Source organism: Mesorhizobium album, from assembly GCF_033977205.1.
Lineage (GTDB): Bacteria > Pseudomonadota > Alphaproteobacteria > Rhizobiales > Rhizobiaceae > Mesorhizobium > Mesorhizobium album.
On the sequence record NZ_JAVIIW010000056.1, the window covers coordinates 19,737 to 41,133 of the forward strand.

The 21,397-nt window shown below is 64.1% G+C and carries 28 protein-coding genes; 19 read left to right on the forward strand and 9 right to left on the reverse strand.

The genetic code is table 11. The features are described 5' to 3' along the window. Positions 1–258: 258 nt before the first annotated feature. The 5 genes from RFN28_RS30360 to RFN28_RS30380 are packed head-to-tail and all read left to right on the forward strand — an operon-like array spanning position 259 to position 4,820. Complete coding sequence (locus RFN28_RS30360) at positions 259–1,467, forward strand: ABC transporter substrate-binding protein (RefSeq protein ID WP_320290823.1); 1,209 nt, start codon at positions 259–261, stop codon at positions 1,465–1,467. Further along, positions 1,464–2,264: an ABC transporter ATP-binding protein gene (locus tag RFN28_RS30365; protein ID WP_320290824.1), complete on the forward strand. Its 801-nt coding sequence runs from the start codon at positions 1,464–1,466 to the stop codon at positions 2,262–2,264. Before RFN28_RS30360 ends, RFN28_RS30365 begins: the two co-directional genes overlap by 4 nt. After that, entirely contained in the window at positions 2,257–2,961 is a 705-nt protein-coding gene (locus RFN28_RS30370) for an ABC transporter ATP-binding protein (protein ID WP_320290825.1), read from the forward strand. The genes RFN28_RS30365 and RFN28_RS30370 overlap by 8 nt, the downstream gene beginning before the upstream one ends. 7 nt (positions 2,962–2,968) lie before the next feature. After that, the gene (locus RFN28_RS30375) at positions 2,969–3,856 is read left to right on the forward strand and encodes a branched-chain amino acid ABC transporter permease (protein ID WP_320290826.1); all 888 of its coding nucleotides are present in this window, start codon (positions 2,969–2,971) and stop codon (positions 3,854–3,856) included. A 1-nt stretch (position 3,857) separates the two neighbouring features. Then, positions 3,858–4,820 (forward strand): branched-chain amino acid ABC transporter permease, encoded by a 963-nt coding sequence (locus RFN28_RS30380; protein WP_320290827.1) that lies wholly within the window; start codon positions 3,858–3,860, stop codon positions 4,818–4,820. Here the strand turns inward: RFN28_RS30380 and RFN28_RS30385 are convergent. Continuing rightward, positions 4,817–5,509 (reverse strand): winged helix-turn-helix transcriptional regulator, encoded by a 693-nt coding sequence (locus RFN28_RS30385; protein ID WP_320290828.1) that lies wholly within the window; start codon positions 5,507–5,509, stop codon positions 4,817–4,819. The genes RFN28_RS30380 and RFN28_RS30385 overlap by 4 nt on opposite strands. A 175-nt stretch (positions 5,510–5,684) precedes the next feature. Between RFN28_RS30385 and RFN28_RS30390 the strand changes: the two genes are divergently transcribed. Then, positions 5,685–6,011: a DUF1330 domain-containing protein gene (locus tag RFN28_RS30390; protein ID WP_320290829.1), complete on the forward strand. Its 327-nt coding sequence runs from the start codon at positions 5,685–5,687 to the stop codon at positions 6,009–6,011. Positions 6,012–6,286: 275 nt separating this feature from the next. On the opposite strand, the gene RFN28_RS30395 is transcribed toward RFN28_RS30390, so the two are convergent. The 3 genes from RFN28_RS30395 to RFN28_RS30405 all read right to left on the reverse strand — a co-directional run bounded on the left by RFN28_RS30395 (position 6,287) and on the right by RFN28_RS30405 (position 7,481). After that, entirely contained in the window at positions 6,287–6,586 is a 300-nt protein-coding gene (locus RFN28_RS30395) for a HigA family addiction module antitoxin (protein WP_320290830.1), read from the reverse strand. A 38-nt stretch (positions 6,587–6,624) separates the two neighbouring features. After that, positions 6,625–6,906, reverse strand: coding sequence for a type II toxin-antitoxin system RelE/ParE family toxin (locus tag RFN28_RS30400; RefSeq protein WP_320290831.1), 282 nt, complete (start codon positions 6,904–6,906; stop codon positions 6,625–6,627). Between the two features lie 86 nt (positions 6,907–6,992). Next, positions 6,993–7,481: an Lrp/AsnC family transcriptional regulator gene (locus RFN28_RS30405; protein ID WP_430679234.1), complete on the reverse strand. Its 489-nt coding sequence runs from the start codon at positions 7,479–7,481 to the stop codon at positions 6,993–6,995. 99 nt (positions 7,482–7,580) lie between these two features. On the opposite strand from RFN28_RS30405, the gene RFN28_RS30410 reads away from it, so the two are divergent. The 4 genes from RFN28_RS30410 to RFN28_RS30425 all read left to right on the forward strand — a co-directional run bounded on the left by RFN28_RS30410 (position 7,581) and on the right by RFN28_RS30425 (position 12,816). Then, positions 7,581–8,777, forward strand: coding sequence for a diaminopropionate ammonia-lyase (locus tag RFN28_RS30410; RefSeq protein WP_320290833.1), 1,197 nt, complete (start codon positions 7,581–7,583; stop codon positions 8,775–8,777). A 71-nt stretch (positions 8,778–8,848) separates the two neighbouring features. Beyond that, positions 8,849–10,006 carry a M20 aminoacylase family protein gene (locus tag RFN28_RS30415; protein WP_320290834.1) on the forward strand — a complete coding sequence of 386 codons (1,158 nt, stop codon included), beginning with the start codon at positions 8,849–8,851 and terminating at the stop codon, positions 10,004–10,006. 182 nt (positions 10,007–10,188) lie between these two features. After that, positions 10,189–12,294, forward strand: coding sequence for an EAL domain-containing protein (locus RFN28_RS30420; RefSeq protein WP_320290835.1), 2,106 nt, complete (start codon positions 10,189–10,191; stop codon positions 12,292–12,294). A 117-nt stretch (positions 12,295–12,411) separates the two neighbouring features. Then, positions 12,412–12,816, forward strand: coding sequence for a hypothetical protein (locus RFN28_RS30425; RefSeq protein ID WP_320290836.1), 405 nt, complete (start codon positions 12,412–12,414; stop codon positions 12,814–12,816). Between the two features lie 297 nt (positions 12,817–13,113). On the opposite strand, the gene RFN28_RS30430 is transcribed toward RFN28_RS30425, so the two are convergent. From RFN28_RS30430 to RFN28_RS30440, 3 genes are all read right to left on the reverse strand, one after another. Beyond that, positions 13,114–13,431: a plasmid stabilization protein gene (locus RFN28_RS30430; protein ID WP_320290837.1), complete on the reverse strand. Its 318-nt coding sequence runs from the start codon at positions 13,429–13,431 to the stop codon at positions 13,114–13,116. 63 nt (positions 13,432–13,494) lie between these two features. Next, the gene (locus RFN28_RS30435) at positions 13,495–13,707 is read right to left on the reverse strand and encodes a hypothetical protein (RefSeq protein WP_320290838.1); all 213 of its coding nucleotides are present in this window, start codon (positions 13,705–13,707) and stop codon (positions 13,495–13,497) included. A gap of 184 nt (positions 13,708–13,891) precedes the next feature. Next, complete coding sequence (locus RFN28_RS30440; protein ID WP_320290839.1) at positions 13,892–14,389, reverse strand: hypothetical protein; 498 nt, start codon at positions 14,387–14,389, stop codon at positions 13,892–13,894. A gap of 481 nt (positions 14,390–14,870) precedes the next feature. Here RFN28_RS30440 and RFN28_RS30445 point away from each other — a divergent pair, with 481 nt between their 5' ends. The 5 genes from RFN28_RS30445 to RFN28_RS30465 all read left to right on the forward strand — a co-directional run bounded on the left by RFN28_RS30445 (position 14,871) and on the right by RFN28_RS30465 (position 17,438). Continuing rightward, on the forward strand, positions 14,871–15,107 hold the full coding sequence (locus RFN28_RS30445) for a hypothetical protein (protein ID WP_320290840.1): 237 nt from the start codon (positions 14,871–14,873) through the stop codon (positions 15,105–15,107). 204 nt (positions 15,108–15,311) lie between these two features. After that, a complete protein-coding gene (locus RFN28_RS30450) occupies positions 15,312–15,617 on the forward strand; it encodes a hypothetical protein (protein ID WP_320290841.1) in 306 nt (101 codons plus the stop codon). A gap of 40 nt (positions 15,618–15,657) precedes the next feature. Next, positions 15,658–16,674, forward strand: a complete 1,017-nt coding sequence (locus tag RFN28_RS30455) for a YihY/virulence factor BrkB family protein (RefSeq protein ID WP_320290851.1) — start codon at positions 15,658–15,660, stop codon at positions 16,672–16,674. Positions 16,675–16,791: 117 nt separating this feature from the next. Then, a complete protein-coding gene (locus tag RFN28_RS30460) occupies positions 16,792–16,986 on the forward strand; it encodes a DUF2934 domain-containing protein (RefSeq protein ID WP_320290842.1) in 195 nt (64 codons plus the stop codon). Positions 16,987–17,021: 35 nt separating this feature from the next. Continuing rightward, positions 17,022–17,438 (forward strand): HD domain-containing protein, encoded by a 417-nt coding sequence (locus RFN28_RS30465; protein WP_320290852.1) that lies wholly within the window; start codon positions 17,022–17,024, stop codon positions 17,436–17,438. 120 nt (positions 17,439–17,558) lie between these two features. Here RFN28_RS30465 and RFN28_RS30470 read toward each other — a convergent pair whose 3' ends face one another. Further along, positions 17,559–17,744, reverse strand: coding sequence for a hypothetical protein (locus tag RFN28_RS30470; protein ID WP_320290843.1), 186 nt, complete (start codon positions 17,742–17,744; stop codon positions 17,559–17,561). A 203-nt stretch (positions 17,745–17,947) separates the two neighbouring features. On the opposite strand from RFN28_RS30470, the gene RFN28_RS30475 reads away from it, so the two are divergent. The 3 genes from RFN28_RS30475 to RFN28_RS30485 all read left to right on the forward strand — a co-directional run bounded on the left by RFN28_RS30475 (position 17,948) and on the right by RFN28_RS30485 (position 19,850). After that, positions 17,948–19,000, forward strand: a complete 1,053-nt coding sequence (locus tag RFN28_RS30475) for a sensor histidine kinase (RefSeq protein ID WP_320290844.1) — start codon at positions 17,948–17,950, stop codon at positions 18,998–19,000. A gap of 124 nt (positions 19,001–19,124) precedes the next feature. Beyond that, positions 19,125–19,484, forward strand: a complete 360-nt coding sequence (locus RFN28_RS30480; protein ID WP_320290845.1) for an SPW repeat protein — start codon at positions 19,125–19,127, stop codon at positions 19,482–19,484. A gap of 189 nt (positions 19,485–19,673) precedes the next feature. Then, positions 19,674–19,850 (forward strand): hypothetical protein, encoded by a 177-nt coding sequence (locus RFN28_RS30485; protein ID WP_320290846.1) that lies wholly within the window; start codon positions 19,674–19,676, stop codon positions 19,848–19,850. Positions 19,851–19,904: 54 nt separating this feature from the next. Here the strand turns inward: RFN28_RS30485 and RFN28_RS30490 are convergent, their stop codons facing one another. Then, the gene (locus RFN28_RS30490; protein WP_320290847.1) at positions 19,905–20,375 is read right to left on the reverse strand and encodes an Lrp/AsnC family transcriptional regulator; all 471 of its coding nucleotides are present in this window, start codon (positions 20,373–20,375) and stop codon (positions 19,905–19,907) included. 143 nt (positions 20,376–20,518) lie between these two features. Between RFN28_RS30490 and RFN28_RS30495 the strand changes: the two genes are divergently transcribed. Continuing rightward, positions 20,519–21,274: a tryptophan 2,3-dioxygenase family protein gene (locus RFN28_RS30495; RefSeq protein WP_320290848.1), complete on the forward strand. Its 756-nt coding sequence runs from the start codon at positions 20,519–20,521 to the stop codon at positions 21,272–21,274. The last annotated feature ends 123 nt before the right edge of the window (positions 21,275–21,397 follow it).

The following is a 21,397-nucleotide window of genomic DNA, read 5'->3' on the forward strand; positions in this document are numbered from 1 at the left end:
GCCGCCGTATTGGCTTTGTATCTCTCGGCGATCGTCGATCTGCCCGTCCTCCATGCTACGAAAATATCATTCTCGCCTCGCGAAGTGAGATGCTACGGTCGCCGCGCGTGCACCCAAGGCGCGCGGCGGCATGATCCCGCAGGGGAGGACTAGCGAGCGGGACGCAGGCCCGAACTTTTCACGACATCGGACGGAACTGTTGAACCATTGCGAGGCCTGCCGCGTTCCCCGTGGTTGGCCACAAGGGAGGAACGACCAGTGAAAGCATCCTATCTCGTCTCGGCCGCGCTCATTGCGGCGACCGCAATGCCGGCGGCGGCTGGCGAAATCTCCGACGGCAAGGTCAAGATCGGCATCCTCAACGACCAGTCGGGCGTCTATGCCGATTTCGGCGGCAAATGGTCGGTCGAGGCCGCCAAGATGGCGATCGAGGATTTCGGCGGCAAGGTGCAGGGGGCGCCGATCGAGATCGTCAGCGCCGACCACCAGAACAAGCCGGACATCGCCTCCAACATCGCGCGGCAATGGTACGACACCGAGCAGGTCGATGCGATCATGGAGCTCACCACCTCGTCCGTCGCGCTGGCCGTCCAGGGGCTTTCCAAGGAAAAGAAGAAGATCGACATCGTCACCGGCGCGGCCTCCACCGAACTCACCGGCAAGCAATGCTCACCCTACGGTTTCCACTGGGCCTATGATACCCACTCCCAGGCCGTCGGCACCGGCGGCGCGCTGGTGCAGCAGGGCGGCGACAGCTGGTATTTCATCACCGTCGACTACGCCTTCGGCTATTCGCTGAAGGACCAGACCGCCAAGCTTGTCGAATCCAGCGGCGGCAAGGTGCTGGGCGAGGTGCGCTATCCGCTCGGCTCCACCGACTATTCCTCCTTCCTGCTGCAGGCGCAGTCCTCCGGCGCCAAGATCGTCGGGCTGGCCAATGCCGGCCTCGACACCTCGAATTCGATCAAGCAGGCCGCCGAGTTCGGCATCGTCGCCGGCGGCCAGCGGCTGGCCGCGCTCCTGTTCACGCTGGCCGAGGTGCACGGGCTCGGCCTGCAGGCAGCGCAGGGTGTGGTGCTGACGGAAGGCTATTACTGGGACCATGACGACAAGAGCCGCGATTTCGCGCAGCGCTACTTCAAGCGCACCAACCGCATGCCGAACATGATCCAGGCCGCCACCTACTCTGCGGTGACGCAGTATCTGAAGGCCATCGACAAGGCCGGCACCGACGAGACCGAGGCGGTGGCCAAGCAGCTGCACGAGATGCCGGTCAACGATGTCTTCACCGCCAATGGCAAGGTGCAGGTCGACGGCTCGATGGTGCACGACATGTATCTCTACCAGGTCAAGAAGCCGGAAGAGAGCAAGAAGGACTGGGATTACTACACCTATCTGGCGACCATTCCCGGCGACAAGGCCTTCCTGAAGGCCGAGGAAAGCGGCTGCCCGCTTGTCAGCAAGTGACACTCGACACCGCAAAGGCCGTCCGGCCGGACGGCACGGATGAGACGCCGCGGGTGGTGCTTTCCGCCCGCGGCCTGAGGCGCGATTTCGCCGGTTTCGTCGCGGTGAAGGATGTCGACCTCGACGTCCATCACGCCAGGATCCATGCCCTCATCGGCCCGAACGGCGCCGGCAAGACCACCATCTTCAACCTGCTCACAAAATTCCTGCAGCCGACCAGCGGCACGATCGAACTACTCGGCACCGACATCACCCGCATGCCGCCGGCCAGGGTGGCGCGCATGGGCCTTGTCCGCTCCTTCCAGATCTCGGCGATCTTTCCGCATCTCAGCGTGCTCGACAATGTGCGCGTCGCGCTGCAGCGTCCAAGCGGGCTCGGCTACCAGTTCTGGCGTTCGCTCTCCGCCCTCGACCATCTGGCGCCCAGGGCGCGCGAGCTGCTCGCCATCGTTGGTCTCGACGATGGCGCGCATCGGCTTGCCGGCGATCTCTCCTATGGCAGGAAGCGCGTGCTGGAGATCGCCACCACGCTGGCGCTCGACCCCAAGGTGCTTCTGCTCGACGAGCCGATGGCCGGTATGGGACATGAGGATGTCGGCATGATTTCCGGCATCATCCGCTCGCTCGCCAAGGACCGCGCCGTGCTGATGGTCGAGCACAACCTCACCGTGGTCGCCGATCTCTGCGACTGGATCACCGTCATGCAGCGCGGCCAGGTGCTCGCCGCCGGCGACTACGCGACGGTGAGCCAGGACGAGCGCGTGCGCGTCGCTTACATGGGGACGGAGCATGAGTGAGCCGCTGCTTGCCGTGCGCGATCTCCACGCCTGGTATGGCGAAGGCCATGCGCTGCACGGCGTCAACCTCGAGGTCTTGCGCGGCGAGACCGTCACCCTGCTTGGCCGCAACGGCGTCGGCAAGACGACGACACTGCGCGCCATAGTGGGCCTGATCCGCAAGCGCACAGGCTCAGTCATCTTCGACGGCAAGGACCTGATGCGCCTACCGCTGCACCGGGTCGCCCATCAAGGCATCGGCTTCGTGCCGGAGGAGCGCGGCATCTTCGCCACTCTCACCGTCGACGAGAACCTCATCCTGCCGCCGGTGGTGGCCAAGGGCGGCATGAGCGTGGAAGAGATATTCGAGCTCTTCCCCAACCTGAAGGAGCGCCGCAGCAGCCAGGGCACAAAACTCTCAGGCGGCGAGCAGCAGATGCTGGCGATCGCCCGAATCTTGAGGACCGGCGTCGAGATGCTGCTGCTCGACGAGCCGACCGAAGGGTTGGCGCCGGTCATCGTCCAGCGCATCGGCGAATTGCTGGCGACGCTGAAGAAACGCGGCATGACGATCCTTTTGGTCGAGCAAAATTTCCGCTTCGCCGCCAGCATCGCCGACCGCTTCTATTTGATGGATCACGGCAAGGTGGTGGAAGGCTTTGCCGTGGGCGCGCTTTCCGCTCACACCGACAAACTGCATGAGGTGCTGGGGGTATGATTGCGCCATGACCATGATCTTCGGCATCCCCGTCCAGGCCTTTCTCGGGCAGTTGCTTGTCGGACTGATCAACGGTTCCTTCTACGCGATGCTGAGCCTCGGGCTGGCCGTCATCTTCGGCCTGCTCCGCATCATCAATTTCGCCCATGGCGCGCTCTATATGCTGGGCGCCTTCATCGGCTATCTGCTGCTGGTGCACGTCGGCATCGGCTACTGGCCGGCGCTGATCATCGTGCCTCTGGCTGTCGGCCTGTTAGGCATCGTGGTCGAGCGCCTGGCGCTGTCGCGGCTTTATCGTCTCGACCCGCTCTACGGCCTGCTCTTCACCTTCGGCATGGCGCTGGTGATCGAAGGCATCTTCCGCTTTTACTACGGTGTCTCCGGCAACCCATATGCAGTGCCGACGCTGCTCGCCGGCAGCACCAATCTCGGCTTCATGTTCCTGCCCAACTATCGCGGCTGGGTGGTGGTGGCCTCGCTCATCGTCTGCATCGGCACCTGGCTTTTGATCGAGAAGACCAGGCTCGGCTCTTATCTTCGCGCCGCCACCGAGAACCCTGAACTGGTGCAGGCCTTCGGCGTCAACGTGCCGCTGCTGTTGACGCTCACCTATGGGCTGGGCGCGGGGCTTGCCGGGCTGGCCGGCATCCTCGCGGCGCCCGTCTACCAGGTCAGCCCACTGATGGGCTCGGACCTGATCATCGTCGTCTTCGCCGTCGTCGTCATCGGCGGCATGGGCTCGATCCTTGGCGCCATCGTCACCGGCTATGTGCTCGGCCTCGCCGAGGGCCTGACCAAGGTCTTCTATCCCGAAGCCTCGAACCTCGTCGTCTTCGTCATCATGGCGGTCGTGCTGCTCTTGCGCCCGGCCGGCCTGTTCGGAAGGGATGCCTGATATGAGCGAGGTGACCCTTCACGAAGCGCGCGCCGCCGCCTCGCTGCGGCTGGAAAGGGGCCTCGTCGCGCTGGGGATCGTGGCGCTCGTCGCGGCCCCCTTCCTCATCTACCCGATCTTCGTGATGAAGATGCTGTGCTTCGCGCTGTTCGCCTGCGCCTTCAATCTGCTCTTGGGCTACACCGGCCTGCTCTCCTTCGGCCATGCCGCCTTCTTCGGCGGCGCGGCCTATTTCTGCGCCTATGCGGTGAAAGCCTGGGGCTGGCCGCCCGAGGCCGGAATCCTGCTCGGCACCGCCTGCGCCGCGCTGATGGGCCTGGCCGTGGGCTTCCTTGCGATCCGCCGGCAGGGCATCTACTTCGCCATGATCACGCTGGCGATGGCGCAGATGTTCTATTTCTTCTGCGTGCAGGCGCCGTTCACCGAAGGCGAGGACGGCATCCAGGGCGTTGCGCGCGGAACGCTTCTCGGAATCGTCGATTTGAACGTGCCGATGAACATGTACTTCTTCGTGCTCGCCGTCTTCCTGCTCGGCATCTTCGCCATCTGGCGCATCGTCAACTCGCCCTTCGGCATGATCCTGCGCTCGATAAGAGAGAACGAGAACCGCGCGATCTCGCTCGGCTATTCCGTCGGCCGCTACAAGCTCGCCGCCTTCGTCATGTCGGCTGCCCTTGCCGGCCTTGCCGGCGCGCTGAAGGCGATCGTCTTCCAATTCGCCACGCTGACGGACGTGACCTGGCAGATGTCGGGCGAGGTGATCCTGATGACGCTGCTCGGCGGCATCGGCACCATGGTCGGCCCGGTCGTCGGCGCCGGCCTCGTCGTCGCGCTCGAGAACACTTTGGCCACCTCCGGCTTCCCGGTGACGATCGCCACCGGCGCGATCTTCATGATCTGCGTGCTGATCTTCCGGCGGGGCATTGTCGGGGAAGTGTATGCGCGCTGGCTGGCGCCTGACTAAGCCGCGCGCTTGGGTTCGACCGCGAACGGGCTGAGGCCGAGCCAGGTCTGCATCTGCTTGCCGATAGCCTTGTCGCCGGTCAGCGCGACCTTGACGCCGGCCTTCTCGACGGTGAGCAGCCCCATCCATATCGCCGTCATCGTGTAGAGGTCGGTCGCGACGTAGAGGTCGACCTCGAAGCCCGGATCGTACCAGCACAGATCGACCTCGCCATGCTTTTCGACGATTAGCCACCACGAGCGTTTCGACGCCGGGAGATCCTGATACAGGAATTGTATCACCGTCCGCCCTTCGGGGAGCGGCGACGGGTTGAGGTTGCGCCGCATGTCCCACATGAGGAGCGACGGATCGAGGTTCTTCAGCGACAACCGGGACTCGACCCATTTCTGCCCCCAGAAACCCATCGCCTCGACCACCGGGCGCAAATCGCGGCCCGCCTCGGTCAGCTGATAGTCGAAGATGCCCCTCTCGCCGGGGACTTCCCTGCGCTCCACGATCCCCGCCAGCTCGAGCTCCTTCAGCCGTTGCGACAGAAGGGTCGGCGACATCTTCGGCACGCCGCGGCGCAGGTCGTTGAAGCGGGTCGAACCCGCGACCAGTTCGCGCATCAGCACCATCGTCCAGCGGGTGCACAGCACCTCGGCGGCCATCGATAACGGGCAGAATTGCTTGTATCCGTGCTGGGCCATAATCGGTGTCCCTCCTTCGAAGTAGAGCGAACATTAGCCCTTCATGAATGAAGCCGCGAGTACAGAAACTGTATCGGCCTGGTACAGATCGCGGACTGGTTGGCGCGGGCCCCGCCATGCGAGCCCTTTGCCGACGCACGGGCTACCTCTGTGCGCCACAACCAGGAGACTAACCATGACCGCTTACCTTATCGCTGACATCAAGGTGAAAGACCCGAAATGGATACCGGCCTACGCCGCTTCGGTGCACGAGCTCGTCCACAAGCATGGTGGCAAATATCTGGCGCGCAGCGGCAATGTGAAGACGCTCGAGGGCAAGCCGCTCGACACGACGTTGATCGCGCTGATGGCCTTCCCATCGGAAGCGGAGGCGCGCGCCTTCACCAATGATCCGGCCTACGCGCCCTTCGTGTCGGCCCGCCAGGGCGGCAGCGACAGCCGTTTCCAGCTGATCGACAACACCGATCTGGCCGGAACGATTTCCTATCTGCCGAAGGGATGATCGACCGTCGTCGCATCGAATTCGGCATCATGCAACGACGGCCACGGCGATTGCTGCACGTCTGAGCCTGGAAGCAGAACCCGGCCGGTACCTTCGCCGACATGAACCCGAAAGTGTCGTGCGAACACGCGAAGGCGCCGCGCTTGTAAGATAGACCACCGCCAGGCGGCGCCCTGCCGCCTGGCCATTCCAGCGGATATGCTCACCCCACGGGCACCCCAAGCCCGACCTTCACCCGGTCCACCTCCCGCAAGGCCCAGCTTGTCTATGCCGACTTAAGCGGCAGCCTCGAACCGCTCGATCTCCTTCAGCTCTTCCTCCAGGGAGGCGCCCTCGACGGCTAGATCGTAGCTGGCCTGCATGTTCATCCAGAATTGCGGTGTCGTTCCGAAGAACTTTGCAAGGCGCAAGGCGGTATCCGGAGTAACGGGCGTGGTCTCATTGGCAAGGCGCTCGATACGGGTGCGTGGGACATGAAGCTTCTTCGCCAGGGTGTAGGGCTTCAGGTCGAGTGGCTCGAGGAACTCGGCTCTCAATATTTCGCCGGGATGGATGGGTTTATCGAGGTTGATCATTTGGTTCTGCTCCTGTCGGCCAGAGCCTCTTGGTTGGGCTAGTGATAGTCGGTGATCTCTACATCGTCCGCGCCGCCGTCCGTCCATCGAAAGCAAATGCGGAATTGGTCATTAATGCGAATTGAGTACTGGCCGGCGCGGTCGCCCTTCAGCGCTTCAAGTCGGTTTCCCGGCGGAACCTTGAGGTCCGCCAGTTCGGCAGCGTTGTCGAGCATGAACAGTTTCCGCTGAGCGACGCGAACGAGGTCTGCCGGGAAGCCTTTGGGGGCTTTGCCTGTCGAAACCGCTTCAGTGGTCTTGTCTTTGAACGAACGTATCATCCACCGCCCCAGACACGTATCTTTTCATGATACGTTTCTGGGGTCAAGTACAAAGTATCATGAGATGATACGAACGCTTCGAAAGATCATGGCAGATGTGGTGCGCCCACCGGAACCTCAAGCCCCACCTTCACCCGGTCCATCGCCACAAATGTCCGAAACCGCTTGACGTTGTTGTTCTCGAAGAACAGCCGCCGGGTCAGCGCCTCGTAGTCGGCCATGGTCGCCACTGTGACGACGAGGATGAAATCGGCCTCGCCGGTGACGTAGTAGCACTGCTGCACCTCGGGCACTGTGGCGAAGCCGCGCTTGGCGGCGTCGATCAGCTCGGCCCGCTCGCTCTCCACCTCGACCTCGACGAATATCGTGATCGGGTGGCCGACCCTGGCCGGGTCGACCAACGCGACATTGGCGCGGATGACGCCACGCTCCTGCATGCGCTTGATGCGCCGCTGCACGGCCGGCGCCGAGAGGTTGACCCTCTCGCCGATCGCGCGCTGCGGCGTGGTGTTGTCCTTCTGCAGGATGGAAAGGATCGCGCGGTCGAAGGGGTCGAGGTCGGGCGGGGCTGGCATTGGCGGCATCCGGATGAAACAAACTTGCAATCAGATGGCCGAAACAGAGCGCAATTCTCGCTCGCTCCGCAATAGAGTTCAGCGCCTCGGAGAAACGCCATGATGCTGCTCAACCGCCACCTCGAACACAACCAGCCGCTGGTTGCGGCCGACGCCGCAGCGCTCGGCATCGCCGGTGCCGAGGAGGCGGAACGCTTCCTCCAGGCGCGCGACAACCATTCCGAAACACCGCTGCACGCCCTGCCGGTGCTGGCCAGCGAGCTCGAAATCGCCGCGCTGCATGTGAAGGACGAGGGCAAGCGTCTTGGCCTCGGCAGCTTCAAGGCGCTGGGCGGCGCCTATGCCGTCATCCAGCTGGTGCTGGAGGAGGCCGGCAAGCGGCTCGGCCGCGCCGTCGATATCGGCGAAATCAACGATCCCGAGGTGCGCGCCATCGCCGCGCAAATGACCTTCTGCTGCGCAACCGACGGCAATCACGGCCGCTCGGTGGCGCAGGGCGCCGGCTTGGTCGGTGCGCGCTCGGTGGTCTTTGTCCATGCCGGCGTAAGTCGCGAGCGCGTGGCGACCATCGCCAGCTTCGGCGCCGAGATGGTGAGGGTGGAGGGCGGCTACGACCATTCGGTGCGCGAAGCCGCCCGCGTGGCCGCGGAGCGCGGCTGGACGGTGGTTTCGGACACCTCCTGGCCGGGCTATGAGCGCATCCCCGGCCTGGTCATGCAGGGCTATACGGTGATCGTGCGCGAGGCGCTGCGGCGGCTGCCCGAGCCGCCCAGCCATGTCTTCCTGCAGGCCGGCGTCGGCGGCTTCGCGGCGGCGATCGCCGGCTACCTGGCGATCGTGCTCGGCGAGCAGCGGCCGAAGGTCGTGGTGGTCGAGCCGGCGCGGGCGGCCTGCATCTACGCCACCGCCGAGGCCGGGCGCCCGGTGAAGATCCCGCATGAGCAGCCGACCGTCATGGCCATGCTCGAATGCCACGAACCGTCGCTGGTCGCCTGGCGGGTGCTGTCGCGGATCGGCGATGCCTTCATGACCGTCGATGAGGAGGATGCGGTCGCGGTGATGAACCGGCTGGCGCGGCCTTCCGGCAATGACCCGGCAATCGTCTCCGGCGAGAGCGGCGGGGCAGGGCTCGCCGGACTGATCCGCGCGGCTGGCGACAGGGGCATGCGGGCGGCGCTCGGCCTCGATGCTCATTCCCGCGTGCTGATCATCAACTCCGAAGGCGCGACCGACCCCGGCCGCTATGCCGAGCTGGTCGGGATGGCGCCTGAGCGCGTGCCGCTGCAGACTGCCTGAAGTAATTCCAGGAAAAGTGCGTAGCGGTTTTCCCGTCCGAAACTGCGTGAAAATGAAAACAGGGGAAGTCGATGGCTGAACTCGACCAGCAGGCACTGCACCGTGAGATGACGGCGTGGCGGCGCGACCTCCACGCCCATCCCGAATTCGGCTTCGAGGAAAAGCGGACCGCAGCCTTCGTGGCGGAAAAACTTCGCGCGTTCGGGCTGGAGGTCGCCGAAGGCGTCGGCGGCACCGGCGTCGTCGGCACGCTGAAGCGGGGGAGCGGCAATCGGGCGATTGCGCTGCGCGCCGACATGGACGCGTTGCGCATCGCCGAGCAGGGCACGCAAGCCTGGCGCTCGCAGACGCCAGGCACCATGCATGCCTGCGGCCATGACGGCCACACAGCCATGCTTCTCGGCGCGGCAAAGCTATTGGCCTGCGAAGGCGGCTTCGACGGCACGGTGCGCTTCATCTTCCAGCCGGCCGAGGAATGGGGCAGGGGCGCGCTGGCGACGCTGCAGGACGGCCTTATCGAGCGCTTTCCCTTCGAGGAGATTTTTGGACTGCACAACATGCCGGGCCTGCCCATCGGTCATTTCGAGACCCGGAGCGGCCCGGTCATGTCGGCCGAGGACAATTTCGAGATCGTGCTGAAGGGCGTCGGCGGCCACGCGGCGCGGCCGCATTCCGGCCGCGAGACGCTGGTCGCCGCCTGCGCGCTGGTCGTCAATTTGCAGACCATCGTTTCGCGGCGTTTGAGCCCCGCCGATATCGGCGTCGTCTCGGTTACCGAGTTTATCACCGACGGTACCCGCAACGCACTGCCGGGCCTCGCCCGCATCCTCGGCGACTGCCGCAGTTTCCGCCCCGAGGTGAGTGCAGCGATCGAGACAGAGATGCGCCGCATCGCCGAAGGCACGGCGCAGGCCTATAACGTGGCGGCCGAAGTCACTTACACGCGCGAGTTCGTGCCCTTGATCAACGACGCGGCGCTGGTCGACGAGGCACTTGCGGCGGCCCGCACGGTGCTGGCCGGCGACGCCGTCGGCATCGCGGCGGAGCCGATGACTGCCTCGGAGGACTTTGCCCGCTTCCTCATCGAGGTGCCCGGCTGCTTCGTTTTCCTCGGCAACGGCAATTCCGCGCCGCTGCACCCCCCGACCTATGACTTCAACGACGAAGGCCTGCTGCACGGTGCGCGTTTCCATGCCGCGGTGGCGAGGCGAAGGCTGGCGGTGGGGTGAGGGGCATGACGCGGACAAACACCTCGTCATCCTAGGGTCTGCGCTGCGTCGCTTCGGTCCTTGCTCCGCCCTAGGATGACGAAGACGATAGGCTGCGCTGCCGTCCTGTCGGCTCCGCCCCGGTAACCCTTTCTTCTCAGCTTTCATGCTGTATTGCCCGAAGGGGGCAGGCAAACCAGGGCATGGCGGACGACAAGGCACGTAAGGGCGAATTCTGGGCGCTGGCGCTCGACCGCGCCCAGCTCGGCGTTTGGGACTGGAATCTCGCGATCGGCGATTGCTACTATTCGCCGACCTGGTCGAGGATGCTGGGCTATGCGGAAGGCGAGCTCGCCAATACTTCCGATCTCTGGCTGAAGCTCACCCATCCCGACGACCGCGAGCGGGCGCTGGCGAGCGGCGACCGCCACATTGCCGGCCTCGTCGATTCCATCGAGACGGAACTGCGCCTGAAGCACAAGGACGGCCATTGGGTCTGGGTGCTCGACCGCGGCGGCATCGTCGAGCGGGACGCCGAGGGCAAGCCGCTGCGCCTCATGGGCGTGCAGACCGACATCACAAAGCAGAAAGAGGCAGAGGCGGCGCTCGACGAGGTCAATGTCCGCTTCCGGCTCGCGCTCGCGGCCAGCGGCACCGGCATCTGGCACTACGACATCGGCACCAACAAGAGCTATTGGGACGCCCGCACCAGGGAGATCTTCGGCCTGGTCAGCGATACCGACGAGGTGACCGCCGATCTCTGGCACACTTATCTCCACCCGGACGACAAGGAGGCCACCGAGCGCGCCCACTTGCCGCCGCCAGGCTCGGAAGGCGTTACCGCCACGCAATACCGTATCGTCCGGCGTGACGGCGTGGTCCGCCACGTCGAGTCGCTGGTGCGCTTCGTCGTCGCCGCCGGCTCGGCCGGCCAGATCCTCGGCACCGTGCGCGACATCACCGAGGAGAAGAAGCGGGCGCAGGAACTTGCCTTTGCCGCGCACCACGACGCCTTGACCGGCCTTCTCAATCGCGCCGCCTTCGACCGGCTGCTGGCCGAAAACATCGGCGCGGCGGACCGGCTGCCGCTCGCCGTGTTCTACGTCGACCTCGACTACTTCAAGGCGCTCAACGACTATGCCGGCCACGCCGCGGGCGATGTCGCGTTGAGGAGCGTCGCCGCCGGCATTCGCGCCAGCCTGCCACCCTCGGCGCATGCCGCGCGCCTCGGCGGCGACGAGTTCGCGCTGCTGGTGCCCAAATGCGACGATGCCTGCGCCGAGCGGCTCGCGCGTGCGGTGCTCGCCGCCGTGCGCCACGCCGATCTCGGTACGGCCGCCACCTCGCGCCGGCTCGCCGCCAGCATCGGTATCGCCTTCGTGCGCGACCGCAACATCACGGTCGCCGACGCGCTGGCCTGTGCAGACGATGCCTGCTACGCCGCCAAGGCCGGCGGGCGCGACCGCTTCGCCGTGTTCTCGGCCGAGACCGCTTCCGGAGCCGGCGCCCTCAACGCCGCGCGGCTCGCCGCCAAGCTGGTCGACGCCATGGAGGACGGCCACCTGAAGCTGTTCGGGCAGGAGATCCATCGTCTCGGCAGGCCATGGGAAGACAGCCGCCATATCGAGGTGCTGGCGAGGCTCGAAGGCCGCAACGGCAAACTGATCCCGCCGGGCGAGTTCATGCCGGTGGCCGAGCGTTTCGGCCTTGCCGCGCGGCTCGACCGCTGGATCATCCGCACGGCGCTGACGCGCCACGGCAAGGCGATGCGTTCCGGCGCCGTCTCGCTCGACTTCAACCTGTCGGCGCAGACGCTCTCCGATCCGCAGCTCTGGGATTTTGTCGATGCCGCGATTGCCGAAAGCGGCGCGCCGGCGCCGGCAATCGGCTTCGAGATCACCGAGACCGCAGCGGTCACCAATTTCGACGCCGCCGAGCAATTCGTGCGCAGGGCCAGGCAGCGCCGTTGCCGCGTCAGCCTCGACGATTTCGGCGCCGGCATGAGCTCCTTCGAATATCTCAGGCGCTTCCCCATCGACGCCATCAAGATCGACGGCTCCTTCATCGAGCACATCGCCGACAGCCGCTTCGACCGCGAGATCGTTTCGGCGATCGCCGGCATCGCGCGCAGCATGGGGGCGGCCGTGGTGGCTGAGAAGATCGAGGAAAGGAGCGCGCTGGAGATCCTGACGAGCATGGGCGTCGCCTACGGCCAGGGCTATTTCCTGCACCGACCCGAGCCGCTGGAGGGGATTGTGGCAAGAGCCGGCGACGATGCGACCAGGCCCGCCAGAAGAAGGCAGGCCTGAGCGCCTGTTCCTCCGAACGCGTCTATTTTCCGGTAGCCAAGCACGCCGGAATCGGAAAAGTTAGCTATCGCTAAAATTAGAGCTTTGGCATTAAGGCGGCGTAAGCGCGCGGCACGCATGGTCCTTGAGCCGGGTTGGCGCTTGCCAAACGAAGAGGAGACCTGGATGAAAAAAGTTCCGTTGTTGTTGGCAACGTCGATCGGGCTGTTCGGCCTTCTCGCCATGAGCCACTCGCAGGCGACCGAGTTTTCCGATCATGGCAGCCAGGCAACGGCGACCCTGCCTGACGACGACAGCCAGGAAGCCTCTGGGGGGCAGGCAAGCGACGATTCCGTCGCTGAAAACCACGACAGCTCCGACGAGGCGGACGACGAGACCGCCGATGCCGGCTCCCACCAGGGAGATCAAGGCGACGAGGCCGATGACGACGCCGATCATCAGAGTGGCGACCACGAAGGCGACAGCGGCGGCCACGACAGCGGCGGCGACAGCGGCGGTCATGATGGCGGCGGCGACGACTGATTGAGGACGCCGGAAGCGCGTTTTTGCGCTTGAGAGCCAATCTCCCCCTTGTGGAGGAGAGGCTTGGGGCGCGGTCCTTTCATTTCGTCATCCTAGGGTCTGCGCACGTCGCTTCGCTCCTTGCTTCGCCCTAGGATGACGAAGCGCGCCCCCTCCGGCCTGCCGGCCATCTCCCTCACGTGGAGGGTTTTTGCACAAAGATTCTGTTCACGAGGTCTCACAATCGGACGCGAACAAATCGGAATCGAACGCAGAACCTTGTTCTTCTGTGCAAAACCCCACTCCGTCTCTATCCGGTCAATGATGCGCGTGGCTCTCATTGCGCTTGCGCGTGGCCGCGGCTTTCTTGGCTGAAGCCAACCGCTCTGCCGCCGGGCGCTCCCCGGCAGCCTTGCCGCCCATACGGCCCCCCTTGTGGGCCGCCGGATTGCCGGTGTGCCTGCCGCGGCCGGAGCCTCCGGCCTTCTTGCCGCCGGCATCGTCCTTGTTGACGGTCGCCCAGGCGCGTCGCTCGGCTTCCTTTTCGGAAATGCCGCGTTCCTCATAGCCTTCGGCGATGTGGTCGGCCTTGCGTTCCTGCTTGTCGGTGTACTTCGATTTGTCTCCGCGTGGCATTCTTGCCTCCATTTTTTCTCCTTGGCGGTTGACGGCGAATGCCGCTAGGTGCGGCCGAGCGGCTCAGCCTTCGGCCTTCATGGTTCGTGCGATCCTCAGGAGCTTGTCGCGATCGTGCCCGTGCTCGCGGATCAGCTCGCGCGCCTGCATTGGTGAGAGGTCGCTGTTCTCGGCCAGGAACCACACATCCGGATCCTCGCCGCTCTTGCCCGGCAACCTGCTGGACGATGGGGAATGACCGGCGCCCGGTCGGTTCGGGAGTTCTTTCCTATCCATCGGCTTCTCCTTCCGCCATTGGACCAACCCTGGGGATGGGGACTTGTTCCCTTCGCCCATGGTTTGCCGCCCGCGCGGGCCGGGCATTTTCTGCTCAAGCCGACAGCTTCTGCCTGATCCTGGCCGTCATGCACGATTTCGAGGGAAGGCGTTCAGCCGCGCCATTGATGGACATGAGGCTTTGCTATTTCGTGTGGTGTTCCTTCTCGCGCCGGGAAGCCTCCTTCTTGCGGCGCAGCACCTCATCGGTTCCGACGATGTCCTTCGATCCGCCGGTGATGGCTGTCGAGACGACCGCAGGCGGATCGCTTGCCGGGAAACTGCCCTCCAGGCCGGACTGCAGTTGTTCTTCCAGCGTCTCCTGAATCTCCGAGCGTCCTTTCGCGCGGCGCTGGTCGATCTCTTCCAGATCCAGCTTGGCATCGGGATGTTCGCGCACGTTGCGCAGCGTCGACACGATAAGCTCGACCGCGAACTCCTTCATCGCCTCGCCATGCGGCGCGCCGACGGCTGTTTCCTCGATGAGGCGCACCAGGGACGCCTCGAGCTTGTCCAGTTCCCTCGTGCCCAGGCGGCGCGCCAGCCTCTGGGCCAGCGAATGGATCAGCAGCGGAGCGAAGGTCGAATAGGCATGCATGCGTGCCTCGTCGACGCGCTCGGGGTGAAGAGTGTGTACGGACATTGGCGCCTCCGTTGAAAATGGCGAACCACCGGATGTTTCTGAGGAACCCGGGGGAGGGAAAGAAGTTCCAAATACGGGGGACTGGCCGCTTGCGAGGGAGCTGGCGGTCGGGATCCATGAAAGGCGAAACCTCGAAAGCGCGTCGTGCTGAGGCGGTTCGGGCGACACATTGTTTTGATGCATGTCGTTCGCCCAACAACGCCGCGCATTTTTGGGCGACATGCATCAAGGTGCGTCATACCCTGGGGCCACCGTCGGACCGGATCCTGCGACTGAAGTCCGAGCAGCCCGCGCATTGGGCCTGCGGCGGCAACCAAAGCACGCACTTCGAGTTGGTGGGCGGTCGTCGATGGAACCCCCTCCGTCGCCGGCTTTTGGGTGCCCGCCTGGTCCGCGTAATGGCGGACACCCAAAACCGTCGGAAATCAAAACCATCGGAAGAAGGAAGCCGCGCAGCCGGTTTCGAAAGCGAGACGACGTTTTGCCCCGTATTTCTGCCAAGCCTGACCTCCGGAACGCTGAAAGCCACCCCGCGAACGACAATCATCTCTCCGCTCCCGCCAACCTCTCCTCGATCCTCGACCTCATCGAGGACGATGAAGACATGACGGACATTGCTCGGCGCGCCGAGCGCCTGGGCAATGCGGTGGTGGTCGCGATGGCGCTCTGCCTGATTGTGGCGCCGGCGATCTATCTCACCCTGGTCTACGGGATTTAGTTCCCCTCGACACAGGGATTACGAAAGGTTGCAGGCTTGCGACGGGCAGTATTTCCCGGCGCAAGCGTCGGGGATTAGCGGAAGTCTTCCCGACCCTCGTCATCCCCCTGCCGCAGGCTTTGGCGGTCGGCGAACGCCCGGCGGCAGCCAACCTTTTCCATCGGCATGCGTTGTCCTCCCGAAGGGACCTATGAGGAGGATGCCATGCGCAAAATTCTTCTCACGGCGGCCATTATCCTGATATCGGCGCTGCCGGCGGTTGCCCAGACGGCCGATCAGCCGCTAGACCAGCAGCTCAAGGATTGCCAGGCCAGGCCCGATGCCAACGGCCAGCAGCAAGGACAGAAACCGCAGGCCGGCAAGAATGAATTGTCGGAAACGCTCGATAAGTGCGGCGGCGTGCTGCTGCCGCCGCCCACCGGCGACAAGAACGCCACCGTTCCCCCGGCCAACAACAGCCCGATGCCGATCATCAAGCCTGGCGAGTTGTCGCCGCAAACGGCGAAATAGAAGGCGGGATCGGCTTGGCCCGAAGTAGACGGTGAGCGATATGCGGCACTGGCTGCGAGAAGCCCGGATTCTGCTGAAGGAAAGCATTATCGGCTATGTCGCCGACAAGGCACTGAGCCATGGCGCCGCCATGGCCTTCTACGCCACGACCTCGCTGGCGCCGATCCTGCTGATCGTCGTCGCGATCGCTGGCCTCATCGTCGGCAACGATGCCGCCCAACTCGCGCTCTCTGCCGAAATATCCGGCGTGATGGGCTCGCAGAGCGCCGACCTGCTCAAGGCCACGATCGAGACCGCCTCGCATCGGTGGTCTGGCACAATTGCCACGCTCATCGGGCTGGTCACGCTCTTCGTCACCGCCTCAGGCGTCTTTGGCGAGATGCAGCAGTCGCTGAACGAGATCTGGAAGGTCGAGCCGGGCGACATGTCGCTCTCACGCCTGGTACGGGCGAGGGCGGCAAGTCTCGGCCTGGTCGGTGCGCTCGGCTTCATGCTCCTGGTCTCGCTCGCAGCAAGCACCGCGATCTCGGCCCTGGGTCAGCTCATCAACCAGCGCCTGCCGTTCGGCGAGCTGATCGTGAGCTCGATCAACACCATCGTCTCCTTCGCGCTGATCGCGCTGCTCTTCGCCGCGATCTACAAGGTCCTGCCGGACCGCACGCTCAAATGGCGCGACGTTGCCGTCGGCTCCCTGGTCACCGCGCTCTTGTTCACCATCGGCAAGTCTCTGATCGGCTGGTACATCGGCACCAGCGCCATCGCGACCTCCTACGGCGCCGCCGGCGCGCTGATGGTGATCCTGCTTTGGGTCTACTACTCGGCCCAGATATTCCTCTTCGGCGCCGAGATAACGCGCGCTTATTCGGTGAGGAGCGGCAGCCGACAGGACCTGGCGCCCGTGGTGGTCGCCGGTAACAGGGCACCGCGTGGCCGCCCTCAAGCGATCGCAAAACCCCGACCGCAACGAACTGCGCCGGCCAGCGAAGTCGGCAGCTGGATTGTCGTCAGCAGCCTGATCACGCTGTTGGTCGCGCAGTTCTGGCGGCGCAGGCCTTGAGGCGACGCTTGCCGGTCTAGCCTTTGTCGCGAATTGCAGGGGGTGTCGGACTTCGCTCCCGTTGGAACAATTCCGGCATTGCCCTGTTGCCTCTTCAGCGACCGAGAGGAGCACGCCATGGTCAGCCAGCACGAGCGCATCGAGCACATCAGCAGACGAGCGCGCGAGCTTTGGAAAAAAGAGGGCCACGCGCCCGATCGCGAGCAGGCTTGCTGGGACAAGGCGGTCGAGGAATTCGAGTCCGGAAAGCTGACAGCCGGCCGCGAGCAACCTGGGGCCGATGCCGCCGGCGACGGTGGCGCCGACCGCTAGCCGCGCGAGGCGGGCTTTAGATGGATGAGATCGAGATGGCCATGCTTCAGCAGGCGGCGAAGATCGCCGGACAGGCCCATCGCGGGCAAAGAGACAAGACCGGCCGCCCCTATATCGAGCATGTGAGGCGCGTCGCCGACGCGGTCGAAACGCTGGATGAAAAGACCGTCGCCTATCTCCACGATGTGGTCGAGAAAGGCGAGGATTGGACGCTGGACCGGCTCGAAGCGGCTGGCTTCGGATTGCGGGTGGTCGTGGCGGTAGATGCCCTGACCAGAAGGATGGACGAGAGTGAACAGGCTTTCGTCCTTCGCGCAGCCTCGAATCCGCTGTCGCTTCCCGTCAAGAAGGCAGACCTCAAGGACAATCTCTGGCAGGCGCACCAGGCGGGCATCGCTCCGACAAAGTACGAGGAAGGGCTGCAACTGCTGAACCAGTTGACAGGCGATTAGAGCAATTCCAGGAAAAGTGTGAGCGGTTTTCCGTCCGGAATTGCGTCAAAACGAGGAGATAGATTTCGCCGTTTCCGTGAAACGGTGAAATGCTCTAGCGGGTGCGCCGCTGGACACTGGCTAGCCCTGCCGCTTCTCGCCGGATGGCACCTGCCCGCCAGTTGGGACATGCGCCTCGCGCATCAGCCGCAGCGCCTCTTCCTGGGTCAGGCCACACTTGCGGGCAAAGTAGGCTGCCTCGTAGGCCTCGGCGGGAGAGGTCGCCGTGACGACGGTCTGGACGGATTTGTACTTCTTCTTGGCCATCGGGTTTCCCGTGCCGCGAATCGATTAGTCAGCTAATATATGAACTTTGTTTCGCAATGCAAAAACTGATCAATGTGCCAATGGTTCCACGCGTCGCGCGCCGGCCGGGTCGTTGACTGGACAAGCCGAACTGCGCGGACTGTTGCCTTGATCCGCAATTGCGCTAACTAAAGCTCTTGGCGCAATCCAGGGGCAGGGACACAGTGAAATCCGGGGGCAGGGCATCACAGATCAGCAACGCCGATACGCGCCTGGCGGCCATTGTCGATTCCTCCTTCGACGCCATCATCGGCAAGGACCTGAATAGCATCATCACCGACTGGAACCACGCGGCCGAGCGCATGTTCGGCTACAGCGCCGAGGAGGCCATCGGCCAGCCGATCCTGATGTTGATCCCCGAGCACCTGCACGACGAGGAAAGCGACACTATCGGCCGCATCCGCAGGGGCGAGGGCGTGTCGAGCCTCGACACGACGCGAAAGCGCAAGGACGGCTCGCTGATTGCTGTTTCCGTCACGGTTTCGCCGATCAGGAGCATTTCCGGCGAGATTGTCGGCGCATCCACAATAGCCCGCGACATCACCGCCGCCAAGGAAAGCGAGCGCCGCATCCGCTTCCTGATGCGCGAGGTCAATCACCGCGTGAAGAACCAGTTCGCGGTGATCCTGTCGATGGTCCGCGAGACCAACAAGCGTTCGGCCGATCCCGGCGAGTTCGAGGAGATGATCCGTGCGCGCATCATGGCGCTGTCGCGCTCGCACGATCTTCTGGTCACGTCGGAATGGGCCGGCGCCAGTCTGTTCGACCTCATCCAGGAGCATCTGAAGCCGTTCGGCCATGAGGAGCGCATCTCGCTCTCCGGTCCGCTTTTGACGCTGCAGTCCAACGCCGTGCAGAATCTCGGCATGGCATTCCACGAACTCGGCACCAATTCGTCGAAATATGGCGCCCTGGCGGGCGAGGGAGGCCATGTCGATATCACCTGGACGGTCGAGACCGGCCAGGAGGCGCAGCGCCAGTTTCACCTTGTCTGGCAGGAGACGTCGAGCGCGCGGGGCGGGGAGGGCGAGACGAACGGGTCCGCCCGAAAAGGCTTCGGCACGGTCGTGCTGCAGCGCGTGGCGCCGCAGTCGCTTCGCGGCGCCTCCAGCCTCGAACGCTTGCCGGGCGAGCTGAAATGGTCGCTGACGGCGCCGCTCGAGGCCATCATCGTGCCGCAGCTCGGCGCCGAGAACGGTAGCGATTTCAACGGTTGAGGCGCCTGCGCGACCGCTCCCTCCCTTGCAGGTCCGTAAAAGTGTATTACATCAATTAACAGAGCGTGCGTATCGCACGCGAATGTACAGTTGCTCTGGCCAAGCTTCATCGATGGAGGTTGTCATGGCAAGCAAACTGATGGAAGAAAGGAAGAGCAAGGACTGGGTTACCTTGGTCCTCGCGATCTGCCTGTTCATCTCACCCTGGGTCATCGGATTCACCGCGGCAGTAATGCCCGCGTGGAACGCCTGGATTGTCGGCGTCCTGCTCGGTGCGCTTGCCCTGGCAACGCTTTCGGTGTTCGCTGAATGGGAAGAATGGGTAAATCTCGTCCTCGGGCTCTGGCTGATCGTCTCGCCCTGGGTGCTGCACTTTGCGGCAGACAGGAATGTAATGATCACGCATGTCGTCCTCGGCGTGCTCGTGGTCGCGGCGTCGGCTTGGGCCGTCTGGGACGTTCGCCACCCACACGCGCATGCGTAAGCGGTGACTGACTGGGAGCCCGCCGCGCACGCGGCGGGCTCCTTCCAAGCAATTCCACCAATTCCAGGCGGTTTTCCGTCCGGAATTTCGTAAGAACATAATTTGGGCATGGGGCTGAACGGCGATTGCGCGGCTTCACGCGATTGCTGCAAGCGGGTATTTTTTCGTGCATTCTTTGGAATGGCCTCGATGCTCCACCCCGATATGCCTGCCAAATGCTGCTCCTATTGCGGCGGCCGCGACCATGATTTCGAGGAGTGCCCGAAGCGCAGGGCCGACGCCGAGAAGGAAGAGGCGGCGCGGGAGCCCGAGCCGGCTGCTGGCGTGGAACCCAGCCGGAACATGACGTTTGAGAGCCTGCCGTAGCGTTCCTTCGCGCCCCGCTCTGTCCCGCCGACGTCTCAAAATCAATTGACGTACTCATCCCCTCAGCGCATGCGCCGCCGCGTCCGCGAATGAGATGTCGCCCTTGATCTCGCGCATCGCCATGGAGGTGACGGTGCGGCGCACGCCGGGGAGCCGGCTGAGCTCGACGCGCAGCATCCGGTCGAGCGCCCGCATGTCGACGGTGACGATCTGCAGCAGATAGTCGGCCTCGCCGGTGGTGGCATAGCAGCGGCGGATCAGCGGGTGCTTCTTCACCGCAGCCTCGAAGGCGTCCGAAACCTCGAAGTCGATCGACACCTGGATGAAGGCCTCGATGTCGAAGCCGATCGCGGCCGGATCGATGCGGGTGGAATAGCCGCGGATGACGCCGGCATCCTCCAGCGCCTTGACCCGTTTCCAGCACGGCGTCTTGCTCAGCCCCACTTCTTCGGCCAGATCGCCGAAGGAGACGCGGGCATCGCGCTCAAGTGCCGCCACTATTCTGCGGTCGAGGGTGTCCAGCATTGGTCCGTTCTCCAAAATTGCGACAAGGGACGGCGATCGTCCTCCAATTTCCCCAATTTGGATAACAGAAAGGAACAATGTTCAAGTCGAAAGCGCTATCCTTGGTTATCTGCCGAACCATGCCCGCGCGAGGAGGATGAGCCATGGACAAATCGGATTATCACGCCCGCATCGAGGCGCCCGAGATGCGCGACTACGGCGTTTATCTCAAATGCGACCAGCTGCTCACCTGCCAGAAGCCGCTCGCCGAGATGGTCAATGCCGACGAGTTGCAGTTCCAGATCGTGCACCAGGTCGAGGAGCTGTGGATGAAGCTTATCGCCTACACGCTGGTCGACGTGCTCGATTACCTTGAGAGGCAGGAAACGCACCGCATCGTCACGCTGATGGGCCGCGTCCACCGGCTGGTGCGCATGATGACGGCACAGCTCGACCTCTTGGAGACCATGTCGCCCAAGGAGTACCAGCAGATCCGTCTAGAGCTCGGCAATGGCAGCGGCCAGGAGTCGCCGGGCTTCAAGCTCATCCTGCGCTTGCCGCCGGACCTGTGGCGGGCCTTCAAGTATGCTTACCTCGACGGCCGCGGGCTCTCGGTCGAGGACATCTATGACGCCCACTACGACCATGGCGACGCCTATGTCGTGGCCGAGGCGCTGATCGAGTTCGACGAGCTGTTCCAGAAATTCCGCGCCAACCACCTCTGTCTCATCCACCGCTCGATCGGGCTGGGCGCCAAGTCGCTCAAGGGTCGCCCGGTGGAAATCCTCGAAGGCGGCGCCCGTCACCGCTTCTTCCCCGAGCTCTGGGACATACGCTGCGACATGACCGACCGCTGGGGCGCGGCCTACGGCACCGTGCGCGATTCGATCAGCCATCCGCCGCAGGCGAAGGTGGGGTAGGGCTGGCGCCCTCCTTCTCCCCTTGTGGGCTAGCGTGCGCACACATTTGCTTTGGGTGGGGTTAGTCGGGATTTGCAAGAGCGAAGCCCTCGGCGATGGCGTGGAAACGTTTGAGGCCGTTGC

Bases quoted from the DNA above. Each gene is read 5' to 3' on its own strand.
- RFN28_RS30370 (WP_320290825.1), top strand. From the start codon at position 2,257: ATGAGTGAGCCGCTGCTTGCCGTGCGCGATCTCCACGCCTGGTATGGC.
- RFN28_RS30375 (WP_320290826.1), top strand. From the start codon at position 2,969: ATGACCATGATCTTCGGCATCCCCGTCCAGGCCTTTCTCGGGCAGTTG.
- RFN28_RS30380 (WP_320290827.1), top strand. From the start codon at position 3,858: ATGAGCGAGGTGACCCTTCACGAAGCGCGCGCCGCCGCCTCGCTGCGG.
- RFN28_RS30385 (WP_320290828.1), bottom strand. From the start codon at position 5,509: ATGGCCCAGCACGGATACAAGCAATTCTGCCCGTTATCGATGGCCGCC.
- RFN28_RS30390 (WP_320290829.1), top strand. From the start codon at position 5,685: ATGACCGCTTACCTTATCGCTGACATCAAGGTGAAAGACCCGAAATGG.
- RFN28_RS30395 (WP_320290830.1), bottom strand. From the start codon at position 6,586: ATGATCAACCTCGATAAACCCATCCATCCCGGCGAAATATTGAGAGCC.
- RFN28_RS30400 (WP_320290831.1), bottom strand. From the start codon at position 6,906: ATGATACGTTCGTTCAAAGACAAGACCACTGAAGCGGTTTCGACAGGC.
- RFN28_RS30405 (WP_430679234.1), bottom strand. From the start codon at position 7,481: ATGCCAGCCCCGCCCGACCTCGACCCCTTCGACCGCGCGATCCTTTCC.
- RFN28_RS30410 (WP_320290833.1), top strand. From the start codon at position 7,581: ATGATGCTGCTCAACCGCCACCTCGAACACAACCAGCCGCTGGTTGCG.
- RFN28_RS30415 (WP_320290834.1), top strand. From the start codon at position 8,849: ATGGCTGAACTCGACCAGCAGGCACTGCACCGTGAGATGACGGCGTGG.
- RFN28_RS30420 (WP_320290835.1), top strand. From the start codon at position 10,189: ATGGCGGACGACAAGGCACGTAAGGGCGAATTCTGGGCGCTGGCGCTC.
- RFN28_RS30425 (WP_320290836.1), top strand. From the start codon at position 12,412: ATGGTCCTTGAGCCGGGTTGGCGCTTGCCAAACGAAGAGGAGACCTGG.
- RFN28_RS30430 (WP_320290837.1), bottom strand. From the start codon at position 13,431: ATGCCACGCGGAGACAAATCGAAGTACACCGACAAGCAGGAACGCAAG.
- RFN28_RS30435 (WP_320290838.1), bottom strand. From the start codon at position 13,707: ATGGATAGGAAAGAACTCCCGAACCGACCGGGCGCCGGTCATTCCCCA.
- RFN28_RS30440 (WP_320290839.1), bottom strand. From the start codon at position 14,389: ATGTCCGTACACACTCTTCACCCCGAGCGCGTCGACGAGGCACGCATG.
- RFN28_RS30450 (WP_320290841.1), top strand. From the start codon at position 15,312: ATGCGCAAAATTCTTCTCACGGCGGCCATTATCCTGATATCGGCGCTG.
- RFN28_RS30455 (WP_320290851.1), top strand. From the start codon at position 15,658: ATGCGGCACTGGCTGCGAGAAGCCCGGATTCTGCTGAAGGAAAGCATT.
- RFN28_RS30460 (WP_320290842.1), top strand. From the start codon at position 16,792: ATGGTCAGCCAGCACGAGCGCATCGAGCACATCAGCAGACGAGCGCGC.
- RFN28_RS30465 (WP_320290852.1), top strand. From the start codon at position 17,022: ATGGCCATGCTTCAGCAGGCGGCGAAGATCGCCGGACAGGCCCATCGC.
- RFN28_RS30470 (WP_320290843.1), bottom strand. From the start codon at position 17,744: ATGGCCAAGAAGAAGTACAAATCCGTCCAGACCGTCGTCACGGCGACC.
- RFN28_RS30480 (WP_320290845.1), top strand. From the start codon at position 19,125: ATGGCAAGCAAACTGATGGAAGAAAGGAAGAGCAAGGACTGGGTTACC.
- RFN28_RS30485 (WP_320290846.1), top strand. From the start codon at position 19,674: ATGCTCCACCCCGATATGCCTGCCAAATGCTGCTCCTATTGCGGCGGC.
- RFN28_RS30490 (WP_320290847.1), bottom strand. From the start codon at position 20,375: ATGCTGGACACCCTCGACCGCAGAATAGTGGCGGCACTTGAGCGCGAT.
- RFN28_RS30495 (WP_320290848.1), top strand. From the start codon at position 20,519: ATGGACAAATCGGATTATCACGCCCGCATCGAGGCGCCCGAGATGCGC.